20 protein-coding genes are annotated in these 21,090 nt (G+C 71.0%); 7 read left to right on the forward strand and 13 right to left on the reverse strand.

Annotated features, from left to right (window positions below; genetic code table 11):
• The 3 genes from dapF to C1I93_RS15265 form a co-directional block, all read right to left on the reverse strand.
• The coding region (dapF, locus tag C1I93_RS15255) for a diaminopimelate epimerase (RefSeq protein ID WP_111243947.1) at window positions 1-828 on the reverse strand (828 nt) is incomplete at its 3' end.
• A gap of 7 nt (window positions 829-835) precedes the next feature.
• Window positions 836-1,753 (reverse strand): tRNA (adenosine(37)-N6)-dimethylallyltransferase MiaA, encoded by a 918-nt coding sequence (gene miaA, locus C1I93_RS15260; RefSeq protein WP_309148202.1) that lies wholly within the window; start codon window positions 1,751-1,753, stop codon window positions 836-838.
• Window positions 1,750-2,481 carry a class III extradiol dioxygenase subunit B-like domain-containing protein gene (locus C1I93_RS15265; RefSeq protein ID WP_111243949.1) on the reverse strand — a complete coding sequence of 244 codons (732 nt, stop codon included), beginning with the start codon at window positions 2,479-2,481 and terminating at the stop codon, window positions 1,750-1,752. The genes miaA and C1I93_RS15265 overlap by 4 nt, the downstream gene beginning before the upstream one ends.
• A 302-nt stretch (window positions 2,482-2,783) precedes the next feature.
• On the opposite strand from C1I93_RS15265, the gene C1I93_RS15270 reads away from it, so the two are divergent.
• Entirely contained in the window at window positions 2,784-3,992 is a 1,209-nt protein-coding gene (locus tag C1I93_RS15270; RefSeq protein WP_111243950.1) for a DUF349 domain-containing protein, read from the forward strand.
• A 425-nt stretch (window positions 3,993-4,417) separates the two neighbouring features.
• The gene (locus tag C1I93_RS15275; RefSeq protein ID WP_111243966.1) at window positions 4,418-5,851 is read left to right on the forward strand and encodes a pectate lyase family protein; all 1,434 of its coding nucleotides are present in this window, start codon (window positions 4,418-4,420) and stop codon (window positions 5,849-5,851) included.
• A gap of 146 nt (window positions 5,852-5,997) precedes the next feature.
• Here the strand turns inward: C1I93_RS15275 and miaB are convergent, their stop codons facing one another.
• Entirely contained in the window at window positions 5,998-7,500 is a 1,503-nt protein-coding gene (gene miaB / locus C1I93_RS15280) for a tRNA (N6-isopentenyl adenosine(37)-C2)-methylthiotransferase MiaB (protein WP_111243951.1), read from the reverse strand.
• Between the two features lie 52 nt (window positions 7,501-7,552).
• On the opposite strand from miaB, the gene C1I93_RS15285 reads away from it, so the two are divergent.
• Window positions 7,553-7,765, forward strand: coding sequence for a DUF2277 family protein (locus C1I93_RS15285; protein WP_111243952.1), 213 nt, complete (start codon window positions 7,553-7,555; stop codon window positions 7,763-7,765).
• A gap of 51 nt (window positions 7,766-7,816) precedes the next feature.
• Here C1I93_RS15285 and C1I93_RS15290 read toward each other — a convergent pair whose 3' ends face one another.
• The gene (locus tag C1I93_RS15290) at window positions 7,817-8,296 is read right to left on the reverse strand and encodes a hypothetical protein (RefSeq protein WP_111243953.1); all 480 of its coding nucleotides are present in this window, start codon (window positions 8,294-8,296) and stop codon (window positions 7,817-7,819) included.
• A 249-nt stretch (window positions 8,297-8,545) separates the two neighbouring features.
• Complete coding sequence (selD, locus tag C1I93_RS15295; RefSeq protein WP_111243954.1) at window positions 8,546-9,535, reverse strand: selenide, water dikinase SelD; 990 nt, start codon at window positions 9,533-9,535, stop codon at window positions 8,546-8,548.
• Between the two features lie 184 nt (window positions 9,536-9,719).
• Here selD and C1I93_RS15300 point away from each other — a divergent pair, with 184 nt between their 5' ends.
• From C1I93_RS15300 to C1I93_RS15315, 4 genes are all read left to right on the forward strand, one after another.
• The gene (locus tag C1I93_RS15300; RefSeq protein ID WP_111243955.1) at window positions 9,720-10,475 is read left to right on the forward strand and encodes an amino acid ABC transporter ATP-binding protein; all 756 of its coding nucleotides are present in this window, start codon (window positions 9,720-9,722) and stop codon (window positions 10,473-10,475) included.
• A 61-nt stretch (window positions 10,476-10,536) separates the two neighbouring features.
• A complete protein-coding gene (locus C1I93_RS15305; RefSeq protein WP_111243956.1) occupies window positions 10,537-11,400 on the forward strand; it encodes a glutamate ABC transporter substrate-binding protein in 864 nt (287 codons plus the stop codon).
• Window positions 11,401-11,481: 81 nt separating this feature from the next.
• The gene (locus tag C1I93_RS15310; RefSeq protein ID WP_111243957.1) at window positions 11,482-12,156 is read left to right on the forward strand and encodes an amino acid ABC transporter permease; all 675 of its coding nucleotides are present in this window, start codon (window positions 11,482-11,484) and stop codon (window positions 12,154-12,156) included.
• Window positions 12,156-13,052: an amino acid ABC transporter permease gene (locus C1I93_RS15315; RefSeq protein ID WP_111243958.1), complete on the forward strand. Its 897-nt coding sequence runs from the start codon at window positions 12,156-12,158 to the stop codon at window positions 13,050-13,052. The genes C1I93_RS15310 and C1I93_RS15315 overlap by 1 nt, the downstream gene beginning before the upstream one ends.
• A 443-nt stretch (window positions 13,053-13,495) precedes the next feature.
• Here C1I93_RS15315 and rny read toward each other — a convergent pair whose 3' ends face one another.
• The 7 genes from rny to C1I93_RS15350 all read right to left on the reverse strand — a co-directional run bounded on the left by rny (window position 13,496) and on the right by C1I93_RS15350 (window position 21,043).
• Window positions 13,496-15,262, reverse strand: coding sequence for a ribonuclease Y (gene rny / locus C1I93_RS15320; protein ID WP_111243959.1), 1,767 nt, complete (start codon window positions 15,260-15,262; stop codon window positions 13,496-13,498).
• Window positions 15,263-15,828: 566 nt separating this feature from the next.
• Window positions 15,829-16,533, reverse strand: a complete 705-nt coding sequence (locus C1I93_RS15325) for a 3-keto-5-aminohexanoate cleavage protein (RefSeq protein ID WP_111243960.1) — start codon at window positions 16,531-16,533, stop codon at window positions 15,829-15,831.
• Window positions 16,534-16,647: 114 nt separating this feature from the next.
• Window positions 16,648-17,352 carry a regulatory protein RecX gene (locus C1I93_RS15330; RefSeq protein ID WP_111243961.1) on the reverse strand — a complete coding sequence of 235 codons (705 nt, stop codon included), beginning with the start codon at window positions 17,350-17,352 and terminating at the stop codon, window positions 16,648-16,650.
• Between the two features lie 9 nt (window positions 17,353-17,361).
• A complete protein-coding gene (gene recA, locus C1I93_RS15335; RefSeq protein ID WP_111243962.1) occupies window positions 17,362-18,408 on the reverse strand; it encodes a recombinase RecA in 1,047 nt (348 codons plus the stop codon).
• A gap of 185 nt (window positions 18,409-18,593) precedes the next feature.
• Window positions 18,594-18,794: a DUF3046 domain-containing protein gene (locus C1I93_RS15340; protein ID WP_111243963.1), complete on the reverse strand. Its 201-nt coding sequence runs from the start codon at window positions 18,792-18,794 to the stop codon at window positions 18,594-18,596.
• 4 nt (window positions 18,795-18,798) lie between these two features.
• Window positions 18,799-20,199 carry an MFS transporter gene (locus C1I93_RS15345; protein ID WP_111243964.1) on the reverse strand — a complete coding sequence of 467 codons (1,401 nt, stop codon included), beginning with the start codon at window positions 20,197-20,199 and terminating at the stop codon, window positions 18,799-18,801.
• A gap of 142 nt (window positions 20,200-20,341) precedes the next feature.
• Window positions 20,342-21,043: a UdgX family uracil-DNA binding protein gene (locus C1I93_RS15350; protein WP_111243965.1), complete on the reverse strand. Its 702-nt coding sequence runs from the start codon at window positions 21,041-21,043 to the stop codon at window positions 20,342-20,344.
• Window positions 21,044-21,090: the final 47 nt, after the last annotated feature.

Genomic DNA, 21,090 nt, shown 5'->3' on the forward strand with positions numbered 1-21,090 from the left:
GGGGGTGAGGGTGCCGGTGGCGACGAGGAGGGCGGGGCCGGAGAGCCAGCACGAGTCGTCGGTGACGGTGACGGTGAGACGGCCGCCGGGGACGTCGACGGCCACCGTTCCGGTGTCCCGGGCGACATCGTGCAGGGCGACGGCGGCCACCGCACAGGCACCGGTGCCGCAGGAAAGGGTCTCGGCGGAGCCCCGTTCGTAGACCCGCATCAGCACGTGCGCGTCGACGCCGGTGACCGGGTCGCCGGGCGCGGTGAACTCGACGTTGACCCCCGTCGGGAAAAGCGCCGGGTCGAACCCCGGTGCCCGGGTCAGGTCCAGCCCGGTCAGCTCCAGCCCGGCCGGCAGCGGGCAGACCAGGTGGGGATTGCCGACGTCCACCGCGGTGCCCGGCAGGGTCAATCCGCCCAGGGTGGCGGTCGAGGTCGCGTGCAGCCGGGGACGGCGCATCTCGACGGCGATGACGTCACCGTCGAGCCGGGCGCGGACCAGCCCGGCCCGGGTGGCCACCGGCAACGCGCCGCCCGCCGCCGTGGCCAGCCCGGTCTCCAGCAGGTACCGGACGAAGACCCGGGCACCGTTGCCGCACATCTCGGCGAAGGATCCGTCGGAGTTCCAGTAGTCCATGAACCACTCCGCCTCGCCGGCCAGCGCCACGCCGTCGGGGTGCTTCGCGGCCCGGACCACCCGTAGCACGCCGTCGCCGCCGATCCCCCGCCGCCGGTCACAGATCGCCGCCACCAGGTCGGGCGTCAGGTCGAGCGTGCCGTCCGGATCGGGCAGGATCACGAAGTCGTTACCGGTGCCGTGTCCCTTGGTGAACTCCACGCCCCCATCATCGCTCAGCGTCACCGAGGATCCGCAGGGCGGCCTCGACAAGTCCCGGATCGGCCGAGTCCAGCCAGTGCACCCGCGGGTCGCGGCGGAACCACGAGCGCTGGCGGCGGACGAAGCGGCGGGTGGCCCGGATCGTCTCGTCGTACGCCTGCTCCTCGGTCAGCTCGCCGCCGAGGAAACGCAACACCTGCTGGTAGCCGAGCGCCCGGCTGGCCGTACGCCCCTCGGGCAGGCCCTGGGCGGCCAGGGCGCGGGTCTCGGCGACCAGCCCGTCGGCCCACATCCGGTCCACCCGCACCGCGATCCGCTCGTCGAGCAGCGCGGTGTCCAGATCGACGCCGATCTGCACCGCCGGGTAGTACGGCGTGGGTTGCGGCAGCGCGGCGGTGAACGTCCCGCCGGTCAGCTCGATGACTTCCAGGGCGCGGACGATCCGCCGCCCGTTGCCGGGCAGGATGCTCTCGCCCGCCGCCGGGTCGGCCGCGCGCAACCGCGCGTACAGCGGTGCCGGTCCGTGCGCGGCGAGTTCACTCTCCAGCCGTTCCCGGATCGCCGGATCGGTGCCCGGGAACTCGAACTGCTCCAGCACCGCCCGTACGTACAGGCCGGAGCCGCCGACCAGCAGCGGCACCCGGCCCCGGGCCTGGATGTCGTCGATCGCGGCGCGGGCCAGTCGCTGGTACTCCGCGACGCTGGCCGGCTCGGTGACCGCCCAGATGTCGAGCAGATGGTGCGGCACGCCGGCCCGTTCGGCAGCGGTGAGTTTGGCGGTGCCGATGTCCATGCCCCGGTAGAGCTGCATCGAGTCGGCGTTCACCACCTCGCCGTCGAGGGCGTGCGCCAGGGCGATACTCAACGCCGACTTGCCCGCAGCGGTCGGACCGACCACGGCGACCACCGGCGCGGGGGCACTCACGAGCGCTCCCAACTGGCCACCAGGTAGGTCACGCCGTACGGGGCCGCGTCGTAGTGCAGCTCACCGCGCCAGTCGCCACCGCCCGCCCGGACCGCGCCGGCCAGCACCTGCCACGGTGCCCGGCCAGCCACCCGTAGTTGCGCCGACAGCTCCGGATCCAGGCCGAGCAGGGCGTCGGTGTCCACCTGGGCCAGTGCCCGGGCGACCCCTCGGTCGTACGCCTCGGCGCGTGGATCGGCGTAACCCGGCGCCTTCTCGCCCCGGCAGGCCGACCCGTCCCCCATCACCAGCAGCCCCCACGGTTGACCCGACCCGATCCGGGCGCCCCAGGCGGCACACGCCTGCGCCGGTTCGTCGGCGGCGACAGTCGCCATCCGCCAACTCATCCGCTCGGTCCCGCCGCTCGGCCGCCGACCCAGCAGCCAGGCACCCACCAGCAGGCTGAGCGGAAGCCCGTCGGTGCCCTCCCGGTCGTCGGGGAGGCGGCCGAGGCGCACCTCCAGCGGCAAGCCCCAGGGCGCGAAGCTGCCCCGGAACGGGTAGTCGAGGTTGGCGGTGCGGTGGTCGGAACCGACCACCAGGATGCTGCCCGCTCCCGAGGCGCACAGCCGGGCGACAGCCGTGTCGCAGGCGGCGCGCAGGTCGTCAAGTTCCCCGGCGGCGGCACCGGCGATCTCCGGGACGAGCAACGGCGGGTGCGGGCAGACAGCGGCGGCGACCAGTGGCACGGGGCAACCGTATCGGTCCGGCCGCGCCGGGGTCGCATCCGAGGTCGGCGTCGGTCTCCGCCCGCGAGGGGCGGCACAACGGGGGCTGTTCTCGTCCGCCCGGTGGCGTACTCTGCACGGCGCGGCCCGGGATGCGGGCCGGACGATACCGGTGCGGCATAGGACACCATATGGTCACGGTCGGCGATAGGCGCTCGACGCGGACCGGGGCGGACCTGTGACAATGCCCGGAGGAACTTGGCTGCGCCGTGGCGGGGCCCGGGAGACTGCTCCCTGGGCGCCGGGAGAACGAGGATGGGCACATGAGCGACTGGACTGCCTTCGGACGGGTGGACGCGGACGGCACCGTTTACGTCAAGACCGCCGATGGTGAGCGGGTGGTCGGATCCTGGCAGGCGGGGGCACCGGAGGAGGGACTGGCTCATTTCGCCCGTCGCTTCGCCGACCTGGTGACCGAGGTGGATCTGACCGAGGCGCGGCTCAACTCCGGTGCCGCGGACGCCAACCACTCGCTCACCACCATCCGGCGGCTACGGGCCTCGCTCGCCGAGGCACACGTGGTGGGCGACATCGACGCGTTGGCCGCCCGGCTCGACAAGCTCGCCACGGTGGCGGAGGAGAAGGCCGGCGAGGCCAAGGCCGCCAAGGAGGCCGCCCGGGTCGAGGCTCTCGCCCGCAAGACGGCTCTGGTGGAAGAGGCCGAGAAGTTGGCCGCCGAGTCGACCGGCTGGAAGACCGCCGGCGACCGGTTGAAGGAGATCCTCGACGAGTGGAAGACCATCCGCGGGGTCGACAAGAAGACCGACGGTGAGCTGTGGAAGCGGTTCGCCGCTGCCCGGGACGGCTTCACCCGCCGTCGGGGCGCGCACTTCGCCTCCCTGGACGCGCAGCGCAAGCAGGCGCAGACGGTCAAGGAGGAACTGGTCGCCGAGGCCGAGAAGATCAAGGACTCGTCGGAGTGGGCCAGCACGGCCAACCAGTTGAAGGACCTGATGACCCAGTGGAAGGCCGCCCCGCGCGCCTCGAAAGAGGCCGAGCAGCGGCTCTGGGAACGGTTCCGCGCCGCCCAGGACGCCTTCTTCACCCGGCGCAGCGAGGTGTTCTCCGCGCGGGACAACGAGCAGCGCGCCAACCTGGACCGCAAGCAGGCACTGCTCGCTGAGGCTGAGGCGCTCGACGTGGATGGCGACCCGAAGGGTGCCCAGGCCAAGCTGCGGGAGATCCAGGCACAGTGGCACGAGGCCGGCCGGGTGCCCCGCGAGGCGGCCGCCGGGTTGGAGCGGCGGCTGCGTGCGGTCGACGAGAAGGTCCGCGAGGTGATGGACTCGGCTTGGCGCCGCACCACCCGTGAGGACAACCCGCTGCTGGCCCAGATGCGGGCGCAGGTGGCGGAGGCCGAGGAGCGGCTGACGCGGGCGCAGGCCGCCGGCGACGCCCGCCGGGTCAAGGAGGCCGAGCAGGCGCTCGCCGCCAAGCGCCAGTTCCTTCAGCTCGCCGAGCAGGCCGGCTGAGCCGTACGTTCGTCAGAGCCCCCGGTTCCCGCGTGGAACCGGGGGCCTTTTGTCGCTGTAGCCGCTGGTCATGGCGATGTGAACGGACGACATTTACATCGACACCCATCTGTGGTTACCTGGGAAAGCGCTTACTTCGGTCGCCGAGTGAGCCACGGGAGCCGTTCCGACACGTTCCATCCGAGGCAGGCCGCGTCCCCGCGACCGCCTGTGCATTCGCTGCCGCTGGGCACGGCAGCCGCTAATGCCGAGGCGTCCCCTGCCGACCACCCCCCGATGACGCGACAGGTGTGCCACGCGTGGCACCACCACCCGACGTGGTGACAGGTTCGCGGACACCTCAGCCGCCGGTGCCGGCAGTCGGTCCGCGACGTGCCGACGCGTCATCCGACCCGTCCCAGGTACCCGAGGATGAGGAGAAGACCGTGCTGGCAACAGTCATGCGTCGCCCGGCGCGACGGCTCGCGACACTCGCCGCGATCACCGTCGCGCTGCCCGCAGCGCTCGTCGCGGTGACCGCCGCCCCGGCGTCCGCAGCCACCGTCGACACCGGCGCCCAATACGTGTTCGTCAACCGCAACAGCGGCAAGGCGATGGACCTGTGGAACTGGTCCACCGCCGACGGTGGTGAGATCCGGCAGTTCACCCGCGGCGACGGCAACAACCAGCAGTTCCAGTTCGTCGACGTGGGCGGGGGCTACTACCAGTTGCGCAACCGGCACTCCGGCAAGGTCGTCGCGATCCCGAACTCCATCGACGGCGTACAGGTCACCCAGGTCACCGCGAGCAGCGACACCAAGCAGCACTGGCGGCTCGCGGACTCCGCCAACGGCGACGTCCGGTTCGTCAACCGGCACAGCAACAAGGTTCTGGAAGTCTGGCAGTCCTCCACCGCCGACGGCGGCATGGTCTCGCAGTACGCCAACGTCGATGGCACCAACCAGCGCTGGCAGCTGATCAAGCTGGGCGGCGGCACCACTCCCCCGCCGAACCCGGCCCCGCAGACCGGACTTGTCGGTTGGGCCACCCAGAACGGCGGCACCAGCGGCGGCGGCAACGCCGGCGCCACCACCGTCACCAGCGCCTCGGCGCTGACCAGCGCGCTCAACTCGACAAGCGCGGCGGTGATCCGGGTCTCCGGCACCATCAACTGCTCCGGGATGCTGCGGGTCCGGTCGAACAAGACCATCCTCGGCAACGCGGGCGCCACCATCGCCGGCTGCGGCTTCACCATCAACGGCGACCGCAACGTGATCATCCGGAACCTGACCTTCCGGAACTGGGGCGACGACGCGATCAACGTGGAGCAGTCGGCGACGAACATCTGGATCGACCACAACACCTTCAGCTCCGGGTACGACGGCGCGGTCGACATCAAGCGCGGCTCCGACTTCATCACCGTGTCGTGGAACCGGGTCTTCAGCCACGACAAGGCGATGCTGCTCGGGCACAGTGACGACAACGCCAGCCAGGACGTCGGTCGGCTGCGGGTGAGCTACCACCACAACTGGTTCGACGGCAGCAACCAGCGCAACCCGCGGGTCCGCTTCGGCAACCCGGTGCACGTGTACAACAACTTCTACAGCAACGTGCGGGGCTACGGCGTGGCGTCCACCATGAACGCCGGCGTGCTCGTCGAGGGCAACTACTTCGAGAACACCCCCGACCCGTTCCACCGGGGTGAGGGCAGCTCCGGCCCGGGTGCCCTGGTGGCCCGGAACAACCACTTCGTCAACTCGGGAAGCGGGCAGTCCGGCGGCAGCGTGGCCGGCATCCCGTACTCGTACACCCTGGACAGCGCGAGCAGCGTCAAGTCGATCGTGACGGGCGGCGCGGGCGCCGGCCGGATCTCGGTCTGACCGCACGGCCGGTCGGGGCCCGCGATGTCGGCCCCGACCGGCCCTCGACGTGGCCGCCGCCCGCCGCCCACGAGGGCGACGGGCGGCGGCGTCAGCGCGGCGCAGGCGGGCGGCGGCGTCAGCGCGGCGCAGGCCGGGCGGCGGCGTCAGTGCGCGGCGGCGCAGCCGGTGGTCGGCGCGGGCGGCGCGGCTGGCGCACCGATCGTGGGCAGCCCGAGCAACACCCCGGGGGTACGCGGCGAGCGCCCGGCCTCGGCCGCGTCACCGGCCCGGGTCCGCCGGTGTGTCAGCGGTTCCCCGTCGGCGTTGAGGTGGTGCGGGGCAGCGTAGGTGACAGTGGTGTGCACGATGTCCCCGGGCCGGATCGCCCCGGCGAACCGACCGGCGTCGAAGTGCACCAGGCGGCCGTCGCGGGCCCGGCCGGAGAGCCGGCCGGTGCGCTCGTCCTTGCGGCCCTCACCGACCGCGACGAGCACCTCGACCGTCTCGCCGACCAGCTTCTTGTTCTCCGTCCAGGTGATCTCCTCGACGCAGGCGATCAGCCGCTCGTACCGTTCCTGCACGACAGCCTTGGGCAGTTGGCCGTCCATGGTGGCGGCGGGCGTGCCGGGGCGCTTGGAGTACTGGAAGGTGAAAGCGGAGGAGAACCGCGCCTCGCGGACCACGTCCAGGGTGCGCGCGAAGTCCGCCTCGGTCTCGCCGGGAAACCCGACGATGATGTCGGTGGTGATCGCCGCGTCCGGCATCGCGGCGCGGACCTTCTCGATGATGCCCAGGTATTTCTCCGACCGGTACGACCGGCGCATCGCCCGCAGCACCTCGTCGGAGCCGGACTGCAACGGCATGTGCAGCGAGTGGCAGACGTTCGGGGTCTCGGCCATCGCCGCGATCACGTCGTCGGTGAAATCCTTCGGGTGCGGGCTGGTGAACCGCACCCGCTCCAGCCCGTCGATCTCACCGCAGGCGCGCAGCAGCTTGCCGAAGGCGTACCTGTCGCCGAACTCCACCCCGTAGGAGTTGACGTTCTGCCCGAGCAGGGTCACCTCCAGCACCCCCTCGTCGACCAGGGCGCGCACCTCGCTGAGGATGTCGCCGGGACGACGGTCCTTCTCCTTGCCGCGCAGCGACGGCACGATGCAGAAGGTGCAGGTGTTGTTGCAGCCGACGGAGATCGACACCCAGCCGGCGTACGTCGACTCGCGGCGGGTGGGCAACGTCGAGGGAAAAACGTCGAGAGATTCGAGGATCTCCACCTCGGCGGCGGCGTTGTGCCGGGCCCGCTCCAGCAGCACCGGCAGCGACCCGATGTTGTGCGTGCCGAAGACCACGTCCACCCAGGGCGCCTTGCGGACGATCTCGCCACGGTCCTTCTGCGCCAGGCAGCCACCGACCGCGATCTGCATCCCCGGGTGCCGGTCCTTGACCGGACGCAGATGACCGAGGTTGCCGTACAGTCGGTTGTCGGCGTTCTCCCGGACCGCACAGGTGTTGAACACCATCACGTCCGGAGTGTCGTCGGCCTCGACCGCCCGGACGTAACCGGCCTGCTCCAGCAGTCCGGAAATGCGCTCGGAGTCGTGCACGTTCATCTGGCAGCCGTAGGTGCGCACCTGGTAGGTGCGCGCGCTGCCCGCCGCTGCGGTAGTCATGACAGGCAAAGCGTAGCCGGAGCCTGAGGATCGGACGGAACGAGGAGCAGCCATGTGCCGGAGCATCAAGACCCTGCGCGAGCCGTACACCCCGGCGGTCACCGACGCGGACGTCCAGGCCGCCGCCCTGCAATACGTCCGGAAGATCTCCGGATTCCGCGCGCCGGCGGCGCACAACGCCGCCGCGTTCGACGCCGCGGTGGCCGCGGTGGCGGCCGCCACCCGCATCCTCCTCGACGACCTGGTCGTCCGCGGCGGGAAGTAAGGAGGGGCCCCTGCTAACGCCTCCGGTAGAGCAGGGGCCCCCTATTAACACTCAGGCGGCGGCGAGGGCGGGGTTGACCGAGTCGGGGGTCCAACGGGAGCGGTGGCAGCGCGACCAGCCGCGGCAGCGCGGATCGGCCTCGGTGCACAGGCGCCTGTTGCTCAGCACCTCACCGTCGTCGGTCTCCCGCACGTCGAAGTGCACCGGACGGATGCTGCCGTCGGGCGCCACCAGCAGATGCCGGGTGGCGTCGAGGGTGTCGTCGCGCAGCACGCAGTTGCGCCCGAGCAGCCGGGCCAGCGCCGCCACACTCGGCAACTCGGGCAGGCTGTCCGGCACGCCGTAACAGTCCACGATCGTGGCGAACTCGCCCGGCGCCTGCCAGACGTCGCACACCACCGCGTACGTCGGCAGCCGGGCCGGGTCGGCCACGGCCAGGGGCATCACCACCCGACCGAGCGCGTCGGCGAGCGCCGGGTAGACCTCCACCGGCCGTACCCCGTCGATTCTCCAGTTCCACAGCTCGGTCATGCCGCCTCCTCGCTGTGCTCGTCCCACCGGCCTCCAGATCGGGCCCTACCGACGATGGTGCGGGGCATTTGCCCCCAGCCGGGGGCAAGTTACCGGTCTGTGACCATTCTGGGCAAAATTTCCGCGAGCCCCATTGCTTGAGGTAGCGGGAAGGTGACAGTTTATCGGGTACGGTGCGCGACCGGGCGGGATGGCTCGCCGCGCAGGGAGCGGGACCAGCGGGGATCCGGGCCACGAGCGGGCGCGGTGTCAGCGCAGCACGACCAGATGCTCGCCCGGTGGGAGCAACTCACCGATCACCGGCGCACCGGGCACCTCGCCCGCGACCAGCAGGCCGCCAGAGGTCTGTGCGTCGGCCAGCAGCAGCCGGTCCGTCTCCCCGGCCGCACCGAAGTCGGTCCACCCGGTCACCCACTCCAGGTTGCGCCGGGAACCGCCGCTGACGTACCCGTCGCGGGCCGCTTCCCTGGCACCGGAGAGGTACGGCACCCGGGCGACATCGATCGCCACGGTGAGCCGGCTGGCTCGGGCCAGCTTCGAGGCGTGGCCGAGCAGCCCGAACCCGGTCACGTCGGTGCCGCAACGCACCCCGGCCGCCACCGCGGCCCGCGCCGCCTCCCGGTTCAGCGTGGTCATCGCCGCGACCGCCTCGGGAAAGCTCTCACCGGTGTTCTTGTGCCGGGTGTTGAGCACACCGATGCCGAGTGGCTTGGTCAACGACAGCGGCAGTCCGGACCGCCCGGCGTCGAGCGTGATCAGCTCCTGCGGCCGGACCAGTCCGGTCACCGCCAGGCCGTACTTCGGGCCGTCGTCGTCGACGCTGTGCCCGCCGGCCAGGTGACAACCGGCGGCGTCTGCCACGTCCCGACCACCGCGCAGCACCTCGCGGGCCAGTTCCACCGGCAGCACCGTACGCGGCCAGCAGAGCAGGTTCAGCGCGACCAACGGGTCGCCGCCCATCGCGTACACGTCCGACAGCGCGTTCGTCGCGGCGATCCGGCCCCAGTCGTACGCGTCGTCGACCACGGGGGTGAAGAAGTCGGCGGTGGTGACCAGGCCGGTCCGCTCGTCCAGCCGGACCACCGCGGCGTCGTCACCGTGTTCGAGCCCGACCAGCAGGTCGGCGGCGCCGGCGGCGGGGCCGAGCCCAGCCACCATCGCCTCCAGCTCACCGGGCGGAATCTTGCAGGCGCAACCGCCGCCCCGGGCATACCTGGTCAGCCGCACCGGCTCCGTCATCCCCATATGATCACCGTCACCACCGGTTGACGCCACCAGGAGAGGCTAATTTCGGACTCCAGGGCGTGATCCCACAAGGGTGTTACCGCTCCGTGACCATCTGAGTTGCATGCCGCCACGTCCCCCCGCCTACAGTGGCCGCTACCGGGGGTCGACCGGCCCCCGACAGGCGACGAGGGGGACGGTGGACAACGTGACGACGGGCGAACCGCTCATCGTGTTGGACTCGGTCAACAAGTGGTTCGGACCGCTGCACGTGCTCGACGATGTCTCACTGTCGGTTGGCCGGGGCGAAGTGGTCGTGGTGATCGGCCCGTCCGGCTCCGGCAAGTCAACCCTGTGCCGCACCATCAACCGGCTGGAGCCGATCAACTCCGGCACCATCACCTTCGACGGTCAGGCGCTGCCCGCCGAGGGCAAGGCCCTGGCGAAACTGCGCAGCGAAGTCGGCATGGTCTTCCAGTCGTTCAACCTCTTCGCGCACAAGACCATCCTGGAGAACGTCACCCTCGGCCCGATCAAGGTACGCGGGGAGAAGCCGGCCGCCGCCCGCGAGCGCGGTCTCGCCCTGCTCGACCGGGTCGGCATCGCGAACCAGGCCGACAAGTTCCCCGCCCAACTCTCCGGCGGCCAGCAGCAGCGGGCCGCGATCGCCCGCGCCCTGGCCATGCAGCCCAAGGCGATGCTCTTCGACGAGCCCACCAGCGCGCTGGACCCGGAGATGGTCGGCGAGGTGTTGGACGTGATGACGTCGCTGGCGCGTGACGGCATGACCATGGTCGTGGTCACCCACGAGATGGGCTTCGCCCGGCACGCCGCCAACCGGGTCATCTTCATGGCAGACGGCAAGCTCGTCGAGGACGCGGCCCCGGCGGAGTTCTTCGCCAACCCGCGCTCCGAGCGCGCCAAGGACTTCCTCTCCAAGATCCTCACGCACTAGGCGTTCCGTAACGGAGTAGGCCGTGACCCGGCAGGCTCCGGTTTCACAAAGGAGAACAGGTATGCGAATGAAGCGCATGGCGGCGATCGCCGCCGCTGCGGGCCTCGCGGTCTCGATGGCCGCCTGCGGCGGTGACAGCGACGAGACTGGCTCCGGCACGGGCGCCAGCGGCATCGTGGGCAAGGCCGAGAGCCAGAAGAAGCTGGTCATCGGCGTGAAGGCCGACCAGCCGGGCCTCGGCCTTCAGACCGGCAGCCAGTACGAGGGCTTCGACATCGAGATCGGCAAGATCATTGCCAAGGGTCTCGGCGTCGAGGAGAGCGGCATCGAGTGGAAGACCACCGTCTCGGCCAACCGTGAGCCCTTCATCGAGCAGGGCACCGTCGACCTGGTGGTGGCCACCTACACCATCAACGACGAGCGCAAGCAGAAGATCAACTTTGCTGGCCCGTACTACGTGGCCGGCCAGGACCTGCTGGTCAAGACGGACTCCACCATCACCGGCCCGGACCAGCTGGCAGGCAAAACGGTCTGCTCGGTCAGCGGCTCCACCCCGGCCAAGCGGATCCAGACGGACTACCCGGACGCCAAGCTGCAGCAGTTCGACTCGTACTCGAAGTGCCTGCCGCTGCTTGAGCGTGGCCAGGTCGACGCGGTGACCACCGACGACATCATCCTCGCCGGCTACGCCGCGCAGGACCAGTTCGCCGGCAAGTTCAAGGTCGTCGGCAGCACCTTCTCCGACGAGCCCTACGGCATCGGCCTGAAGAAGGACGACAAGGACGGCTGCGAGAAGGTCAACGACATTCTCAAGGCCGCCGCCGAGGACGGCAGCTACAAGGCCGCCTGGGACAACACCCTGGGCAAGAGCGGCACCCCCGCTCCTGAGCTGGACACCACCAAGCTGACCCACTGCGGCGCCTGATCGGGATCGGAGCCGGCACCCTGAGCGGGTGCCGGCTCCGGCCTGTCACCGGCCGCCACGACGTGCCCCCGGAGCCGAAGCATGGACGTTTTCACCGATCCGAAGAACTTCGACGCGTTCGTGTCGGGCTTCCTCTGGATCCTCAAGCTGACCGGCGCGTCCGCCGTCTGCGCGCTGGTGCTCGGCGTGCTGCTGGCCGCGATGCGGGTCTCCCCCGTACCCGTGCTGCGCGGCTTCGGCGCGGCCTGGGTGAACATCTTCCGTAACACACCGCTCACGCTCGTCATCTTCTTCTGCTACTTCGGCCTCTTCGTCACGCTCGGCCTGAGCCTCTCCGACGACCTCGAGCTCAACATCTACTGGCTCGGCGTGATCGGCCTGTCGATCTACACCGCTGCATTCGTCTGCGAGGCGGTGCGTTCAGGCATCAACACGGTGCCGACCGGTCAGGCCGAGGCGGCCCGGGCGATCGGGCTCTCCTTCGCGCAGACTCTGCGCATCGTGGTGTTGCCGCAGGCCGCGCGCTCGGTGGTCGCGCCGCTCGGCAGCGTGCTGATCGCGCTCTGCAAGAACGCCACAATCGTCGGCACGATCGGGTTGATGGAGTCCTCCAACGTCATGAAGGACCTGATCAACAGCTACGGCAACGCGGTCATCCCGATCTTCCTGGTCTTCGCCGGCACGTTCGCCGCGCTCCTCATCCCCACCGGCTACTTCTTCGGCTGGCTGGCCAACAAACTGGCGGTGAAGCGCTGATGAGCACCAGCAGCGTCCTCTACGACCACCCGGGACCACGCGCCCGGATCCGCAACACGGTGCTGAGCGTCGTCTTCGGCGTCGCCCTGCTCGGGCTGGTCTACTGGATCTACACCAAGTTCGACCAGGCCGGCCAGTGGGAAGGGTGGCTCTGGAAGCCCTTCACCGACTCGAAGACCTGGACCGAGTTCATCCTGCCGGGCCTCTGGGCCACCCTCAAGGCGGCAGCGGTCGGCATGCTGCTCTCGCTCGCCTTCGGCATCATCTTCGCGGTCGGGCGGCTCTCCGACCACAAATGGATCAGCATCCCGTCCGGCGCGGTGGTGGAGTTCTTCCGCGCCGTACCGCTGCTGCTGATGATCTTCTTCGTCTTCTACGGCCTGCCGTACGTCATCAAGCAGCCGGTGACCGCGTTCTGGGCTGTGGTGATCGGCCTGACCCTCTACAACGGCTCGGTGCTGGCCGAGGCGTTCCGGGCCGGCATCCGGTCCGTACCGGGCGGTCAGTCCGAGGCGGCGTACGCGATCGGCATGCGCAAGAGCCAGGTCATGCAGCTGATCCTGATCCCGCAGGCGGCCCGGGCCATGCTGCCGATCATCGTCAGTCAACTGGTGGTGCTGCTCAAGGACACCGCGCTCGGCTACATCGTGGCCTACCCCGAGCTGCTCCAGCGCGGTGTCAACGACCTCTCCGCCAACTACGGCAACATCATCCCCGCGGCGATGGTAATGGCGGTCATCTACATCATCATCAACTCGATGCTCACCTGGTTCGCCGGCTGGCTCGACCGGCGCAGCCGCGTCCGGGCCTTCCGGGTGCCGAAGCAGACCACGCCGGCGGGTGCGGTCGACTCCACCCCGGAAGGCGGCGCCACCGTCGCCGAACCGCAAGGCTGAACCCACACCTAATGCGTACGCGGCGGCGCCGGCCACGTTGGCCGGCGCCGCCGCACGTACTGGCGCCCCCTACCTACCGTTCCTTGCCGCCTACCGCTCCCTTGCCGCACACTCCCGCCCCCACCGCTCCTTACCTACCACCGCTTCCTTGCCGCACGCTCCACCGCTCCACCGCTCCACCGCTGCTCGCCGCACTCCCGCTCCACCGCTGCTCGCCGCACTCCCGCGCCATGGCTGCTCGCCGCCCGCTTCCCGCTCCACCGCTGCTTACCCCACACTCCCACCGCCGCTGTTCAGCCCACACCCTCGACCGCTCCGTGCCGCACGTCCCTTGCCGCACCGGTGCCCGCCACACATTCCCACGGCCAACCGCTGCCGCACCTTGCGTTAAAAGGGGGCCCTTCCTATACACGAGGCGTTAGAAGGGGGCCCCTCCTTACACCTCAACGGGCGATTTCGGTGACGCGGGACTCGCGGACCACTGTCACTCGGATCTGGCCCGGATAGGTCAGCTCCTCCTCGATCTGCTTGGCCACGTCCCGGGCCAGCACCGCCGCGCCGATGTCGTCGACGTCGTCGGGCTTGACCATCACCCGGATCTCCCGGCCCGCCTGCATGGCGAAGACCTTCTCCACACCGAGCTTGCCGGCCGCGATCTCCTCGATCCGCTCCAGCCGCTTGACGTACGCCTCCAGGCTCTCCCGCCGGGCCCCCGGCCGACCACCGGAGCAGGCGTCGGAAGCCTGGGTGAGCACTGCCTCGACGGTCTGCGGCGGCACCTCGTTGTGGTGTGCCTCGATGGCGTGGACCACGTCCTCACTCTCGCCGTACTTGCGGGCCACATCCGCGCCGACGATGGCGTGGCTGCCCTCCACCTCGTGGGTGAGCGCCTTGCCGATGTCGTGCAGGAACGCCGACCGTTTGATCAACGGCACGTCCAGGCGCAACTCGGCCGCCATCACACCGGCGATGTGCGCGGTCTCCACCAGATGCTTGAGCACGTTCTGCCCGTACGACGTGCGGTAGCGCAGCCGACCCAGCAGCGTGACCAACTCGTCGTGGATCTCGGTGATGCCCACCGCCACCAGCGCGTCCTCGGCTGCCCGGTGGCACAGCTGGTCCACTTCCTGGCGGGCCAGCTCGTGCACCTCCTCGATCCGGTGCGGATGGATCCGCCCGTCCAGCACCAGTTTCTCCAGCGTCAACCGACCCACCTCGCGGCGTACCGGATCGAAGCAGGACAGCAGCACCGCCTCGGGCGTGTCATCAATGATCAGGTTGACCCCGGTGACCGACTCGAAGGCCCGGATGTTGCGGCCCTCCCGGCCGATGATCCGCCCCTTCATCTCGTCGCCCGGCAGATGGAGCACGCTGACCACGCTCTCCGCGGTCTGCTCGCTCGCCACCCGCTGGATCGCGTCCACCACGATGTGCCGGGCCCGCTGCTCGGCCGTTGACCGGGCGTCGGACTCGATGTCCCGCACCAGCAACGCCGCTTCCCGCTTCGCCTGGGTCTCGATCGCCTCCACCAGCTCCGTGCGGGCGGCATCGGCGGTGAGCCCCGCGACCCGCTCCAACTCGCGCCGTCGCTGATTCTCCGCCTCCGCCAGTTCCTCCTCGCGAAGCACCAGCGCGGCCTCCCGCGCGGCGAGGGCGGCGCTCGCCGCGGTCAGCTGGCGCTCCCGCTCGGCGAGCCGCTCCACCTCCTCGGTGTGCAGCCGCTCCCGCTCGTCCATCCGGGCCGCCCGCCGCTCCACCTCGGCAGCCTGTTCCCGGGTGGTCGCGGCGAGCACCGCCACCTCCCGTTCGCCGCTGCGCCGGGCCGCGGTCCGCAACTGCTCGGCGTCCACCTCGGCCTGCTTGTGTGCTCGCTCCAGCACCGTGTCCGCCTCGGCGCGGGCGTCGTCGAGCACGCGACGTGCCTCTGCCCGGGCCGCCTTCGCCTCCGCCTTGGCCGCCGCCGCCTCGGTGCGGGCCGCCGCCGCGGCGGACTTCGCCACGTCGATGGTGCTGTTCACCTCGTCGGCGGCGGTACGCAACGCGGCCAGGGACTGCTCCTGCCGGTCTTTCTCGGCGATGTAGGCGGGATCCTCCGGTGCCGGCCGCGCCTGGAGCCCGCGCAACATCCGCATCCCGAACACCACAGCGCCCAGCACCAGCAGGGTCAGCACCAGCACGGCGGCCAGCAGCACGATCTCGACGCCGCTCATCGCCGGGCTCCACCACGGCGGGTCGCTGAGCTCTGCTCACCCTCCTCGGCGCCGGCCTCGGAACTCGCCGCGCCGGAGGCAGGCCCACACTCGCTCGTGCCGCTCATGACCGCCACCCGGTTGATCTGTGTCGCCAAGCCATGGCGTGCCTCCCCTGAACGTCGCGCCGCAGGAGCCCTGCCGGTGGGCAGGCGCCTACGACTCTGGACGCCCGACCGGAGCGCCTGGCCGTGGGATGGCTTTCTCCGCCGACGGTCTCGCTCGGAGCGTCGGCGGGCCGGGTGCAGTCGTCCTGCCGGCTCCGGACCGGCCTGTCCGGAGCTGGCGTCAGGCCGATGGAGCTGGCCAAAGTGATGCAGTCTTGTTACGCGTTCTATGTTGTGCGCTTAGCCTGCGCTTGGTCGGGCAATGTGAGCCTTTATGGCGAGGCTAGGTCTCCGCGGCCCTCCGGTCAAGAAGTCATGATCAAACCACCCGGACGGAGAGAAGTTGGATCGTCACCCAACGCCAATGACGAGTCGGACGGCCGGGGACAAATTGGCCGGATAGCCGACCACGAAGATCGATCAGCGGGCACCACGCGCCACGGCGGCAGCCACCAGCGCAACGTTGTCGGGCGTCGGCGAACCATCGGGCAGACGCAGCGTGTCCTCCAGCCCGATCCGGGTGTCGAGCCCTCGCCGGACCGCCTCATCCAGCACCGCCCACACCCCGGCCCCCTCAGCGTGCAACAGCACCGGCGGCCCGCCGGCCCCAAGCGCGTCGAGCATCGCCGCCGCGTCCGCCAACGCCGACTCGGACGAATCAGCCATGCACTCGACAAGCACCCGACTGACCGGCACCCGCCACCGCTGGTACGCCGCCACCGCCGCCACCGTCCACAACCCGGCCTCGACCAGGACGCCCCGCTCGTGCAGCGCCGCCGCGACCGCCTCCGCCCCCGGCTCGTGCCCGTTCACCGAGGCGAAGTCCGGCAGCACCGTCCAGGCCCGTACCGCGGCGACCCGGGCGAGCGGATCCGGCTCGATCCACGCGCCGGTGCTCACCCCCACCGGCAGCCCCGGCGTCGCGGCGCGGATCGCCGTGACCGCGTCGGCGATCACCGCCGGCCGTAACGACTCCACCCCATCGGCGGTACGCGGATGAACGTGCACCGCGCCGACCCCCAGCGCGGCACACCGGGCCGCGTCGGTGGCCAACTCGGCAGGCGTCAACGGCACAGCCGGATGCGCGTCGCGGCCACGGTCACCGTTGAGGCATCCCTTCAGCATGTCGCCCCCTCGTGGTGGCCCACCCCGGGCACTCTGATCACCCGCGCCGGGATACCGGAAACCTGCACCGGGTCGGAGGTGCGGACGAGGCGGACGACGCTGATGAGCCGGGGCTCAGCGCAGGCCGTCCTCTTCGGCGTCGGCAAGCGCGTCGGCGTCGATCTGCTCGGCGAACTCGGCCGCTTCGGCGCTCTGCGCCGCCAGGGCCTCCTTCACCGCCCGGATGGCCACCCCCGGCGAATAGCCCTTGCGGGCCAGCATGCCCACCATCCGCCGGAACACCGCGTCCGGTTCGCCCCGGGCGGTACGCAGCTTCCGCCGCACCAGGTCCTGCGCGGTCTGCGCCTCGGTGGTCTCGTCCAACTCGCCGAGCGCCTCGCTGGCGGTGTCACCGTCGACGCCGCGCTGGCGCAACTCGTTGGCCAACGCCCGGCGGGCCAGGCCCCGGCCCGCGTGCCGGCTGGTCACCCAGGCCCGGGCGAACGCGGCGTCGTCGATCATCCCGACCTCGTCGTACCGGTCGAGAACCTCGGTGGCCGTCTCCTCGGAGATGCCCCGCCGAGCCAGCGCGGCGGCCAACTCGGCGCGGGTACGCGGGCGCACCGAGAGCTGCCGTAGGCAGATCTCCCGCGCCACCTCGCTCTCGTCCCGCGGGGGCGGGGCGGTCGCCTCGTCGTGAACGCCCGCGCCGGCCTCGCCCGGACCGGTGTCGTCACCGGTCGCGCCGCGACGGCTTCGGCGAGGGCGCGGTGTGTTGTCGCCCGCACGGGGTGGACTGGCATCCCAGCCCCGCCCCGTGCGGGCGCGTCGTCCCGCCACCGATCAGGATCAGAAGTCGACCGGCGGCAGCTCCGGGCCACCGGCGGCATCGCCCGCGCCAGCCCCGACGCCGAGCTTCTCCAGGATCTTCTTCTCGATCTCGGCGGCCACGTCCGGGTTCTCCCGGAGGAACTCGCGGGCCTTCTCCTTGCCCTGGCCGAGCTGGTCACCGTCGTAGGTGTACCAGGCACCGGACTTGCGGATGATCGACTGCTCGACACCGACGTCGATGAGCGAACCCTCGCGGGAGATGCCCTTGCCGTACATGATGTCGAACTCGGCCTGCTTGAACGGCGAGGCCACCTTGTTCTTCACGACCTTGACCCGGGTGCGGTTACCGACCACGTCGGTGCCGTCCTTCAGGCTCTCGATCCGCCGTACGTCGAGCCGGACCGAAGCGTAGAACTTCAACGCCCGCCCACCCGTGGTGGTCTCGGGACTGCCAAACATGACCCCGATCTTTTCGCGGAGCTGGTTGATGAAGATCGCGGTGGTGCCGGTGTTGTTGAGCACACCGGTGATCTTCCGCAGCGCCTGGCTCATCAGCCGGGCCTGAAGACCCACGTGGCTGTCGCCCATCTCACCCTCGATCTCGGCGCGCGGCACCAGGGCGGCGACCGAGTCGATCACGATGATGTCGATCGCGCCGGAGCGGACCAGCATGTCCGCGATCTCCAGCGCCTGCTCGCCGGTGTCCGGCTGGGAGACCAGCAGGGCGTCGGTGTCGACACCGAGAGCCTTGGCGTATTCCGGGTCGAGCGCGTGCTCGGCGTCGATGAAGGCGGCGATGCCGCCGGCCCGCTGGGCACTGGCCACCGAGTGCAGGGCGACCGTGGTCTTACCGCTGCTCTCCGGGCCGTAGATCTCGACGACCCGACCACGGGGCAGACCACCCACGCCGAGCGCGACGTCGAGCGCGATGGAGCCGGTGGGGATCACCGCGGTCTGCACGACCGGCCGTTCCCCCAGGCGCATCACCGAGCCCTTGCCGAATTGCTTGTCGATCTGAGCGAGAGCAAGGTCTAGCGCCTTCTCCCGGTCAGGTCCTGCCGCCATCGTTGCCACCCCTGCCTTCGCCGGCGTCTTTCCTGAGCTTCGCGTCACGCGGGACACGCTAGGCGCTAGGTCCGACAGAAAACCAGCCGACGGGCCGTGGCCTGTGGACGAGCACCTCGCTGTGGACAATAGCCGAACAGGTGTACGACTCGGCAAGAGACACGCGGAAGTAACGAATCGGCTGCTCAGCGTAGCCGCGAAGGAACCCGGTCAGGGTAGGCGGCGACCACCGCCCGCCACACCACGTGCGTCGCCTCACCACCGGCGAGGGCCTGCTCGATGGTGCGCCCGCCCAGCTGGGACAGCACCTGGTCGCGGGCGATGCTGCCCGCGTACGCGGACCCGAACGCCTCCTCCAGTCGCGCCCAGAAGTCGGTCAGCCGCACGTGATCAGTCCTCCTCGTCCGCCGTACCCACCGGCCGCAACGCTAGCGCCAGCAGGGGCGTCACCGCGACCGCGGCGAGCAGGGTCAGCACCGGATAGCCCGACAGCTCCATGACAAACCCGCTGAGCGCGCCGGCCAACGCCCCGGCGAAGCCCATGACCAGGTCGGACAGGCCCTGTGCGCTGGGCCGCACCGCGTCCGGCACCGACTCCGACAGCAGCGTGGAACCGGCCACCATGGTCGCCGACCAGCCCAGCCCGAGCAGCACCAGACCGACGGTGAGCCGGGGGGTGTGGTGCCCGGCGGTGCCGGCGACCGCGCAGGCGGCGAGCAGGGTGCCGACGCCACCGAGGATGACCGGCCGCCGGCCGAGCCGGTCGGTGAGCCAGCCGACCACCGGGGCCAGCGCGTACATGCCGGCGATGTGCAGGCTCAGCACCAGTCCGACGATCGGCAGCACCTCCTCGACCGGGTGGAACTCCCCCAGGTGCACCGGGGTCATCGCCATCACCGCCACCATCACCAGGTGCCCCACCGCCACCGCGGCGATGCCGAGCCGGGCGGCGGGTCGGGTGCGTACCACCGACCAGGCGGCGCGCATGCCCGCGCCGCGCCGGGCCGGCGGTGCCGGTGCCGCGACCGGGCCGGCCACCGCCGGGGCGCCGCTGGCGGCCGCGGCCTGGCCGGCGCGGACCGCCGCAGCGTCGTCGGTCGGCACCGCCTGGCCGCCGGACGCCACGGCCTGGTCGACGCGAGCCGCCGCGAGCCGGCGCGCGGTGAGCAGCGGGTCGGGGCGCAACCACAGCAGGAGTACGCCGGCGGCGAGCACGAACGCGACGGTGCTGAACGCGAACGGGCCGGACAGTGGTGGCAGCCCCCACCCGTGCGTGGTGCGGTCGGCGAGCGCGGCGAAGTTCGGGGCGGCCACCGCGCCGATGGTGGTGGCCCAGACGACCAGGGAGAGCTGCCGGGCCCGACGGTCCGGCGCGGCGAGATCGACGGCCGCGTAGCGGGCCTGGAGGTTGGCGGTGGACCCGCCGCCGAAGAGCAGCATGCCGAGGAAGAGCAGCGGGATCGAGCGGGTCGCCGCGGCCAGCACGACAAGCACGCCACCCAGCGCGCCCACCGCGTACGCGACGGCGAGGCCCGGTCGACGGCCGTGGCCGGTGATGATCCGGGTGACCGGCACGGCCAGCAGCGCGGCACCGACCACGGCGGCGCTCTGCGCCAGACCGGCCACGGCGGTGCCGGCGATCTGGGCGGCGAGCAGCGCACCGACGGAGATGCCGATGGTCACCCCGATCCCGCCGATGATCTGGGTGGTGAAGAGCAGACGCAGGGTACGCCGCTGGATCGGTGCGACGTCGGCGCCCACCGGTGCCGGTGTCGTCAGGTCGGTGGCCAACGGAACACTCCTCGGTGCGGGGTGCCCATCCTTTCGCACCGGCCCGACGGCAGCAGCCCGGTTTCGTCACCGCCCCGGTCCGCGCCCGCTGATCTCGGTGGTGCCGCCGTAGCTGGTCAGCACCCGGGCCCTTCGCCGATGGTCAGCGGGTGAGGGTGCGGGCGACCACGGTGAGGTCGGCGACCAGCCCGTCGTACGCCACCTCCTGGTTGTCGGCGCGGAGCACGGCGGAGGGGTGGATGGTGGCGAGCAGTCGGGCCGGTGGCGCATCGGCGGTGTGTCCGGCGCTGTCCACCGGCACCCGCTGGAAGTCTTCGGGGTGCTGGGCGGCGGCCGGCCAGGGCAGCAGTTCGCCGCGTTGGCGGGTGACCCGGAACGTCGGGCCGAGCAGGGCCTTCGCGGCGGTCGCCCCGAGCACCACGACGACCTCGGGGTTCAGCTGGGTGAACTCGGCTACCAACCAGGGTCGGCAGGCGGTGATGTGCACCCGGTCCGGGGTCTGGTGGATGCGACGCTTTCCCCGCAACTCGAAGCGAAAGTGCTTTACGGCATTTGTGAGGTAGATGTGCCCGGCCTCGAGTCCCGCGTCGTCGACGGCCCGGCGCAGCAGCCGGCCGGCCGGTCCGACGAAGGGCAGGCCCTTCTGGTCCTCCATGTCGCCGGGTTGCTCGCCGACGAAGACCACCCGGGCGCTGGCGTCGCCCCGGCCGAAGACGGTCTGCGAGGCGTCCCGGTACAGCTCGCAGCCCCGGCAGCCGGCGGCGGCGGCCCGCAGGTCGTCGAGGGTGTCGGCCTTCGGCGGGATGAACTGTTGAGCGCCGGGCGCGGTTTCGGTGTCGGGCATGGAATTGTTCTACCCGGTCCGACACAGACCACGCGCCCACCCCACCC

Source organism: Micromonospora endophytica (genome assembly GCF_003236305.1).
GTDB classification, from domain to species: Bacteria; Actinomycetota; Actinomycetes; order Mycobacteriales; family Micromonosporaceae; genus Micromonospora; species Micromonospora endophytica.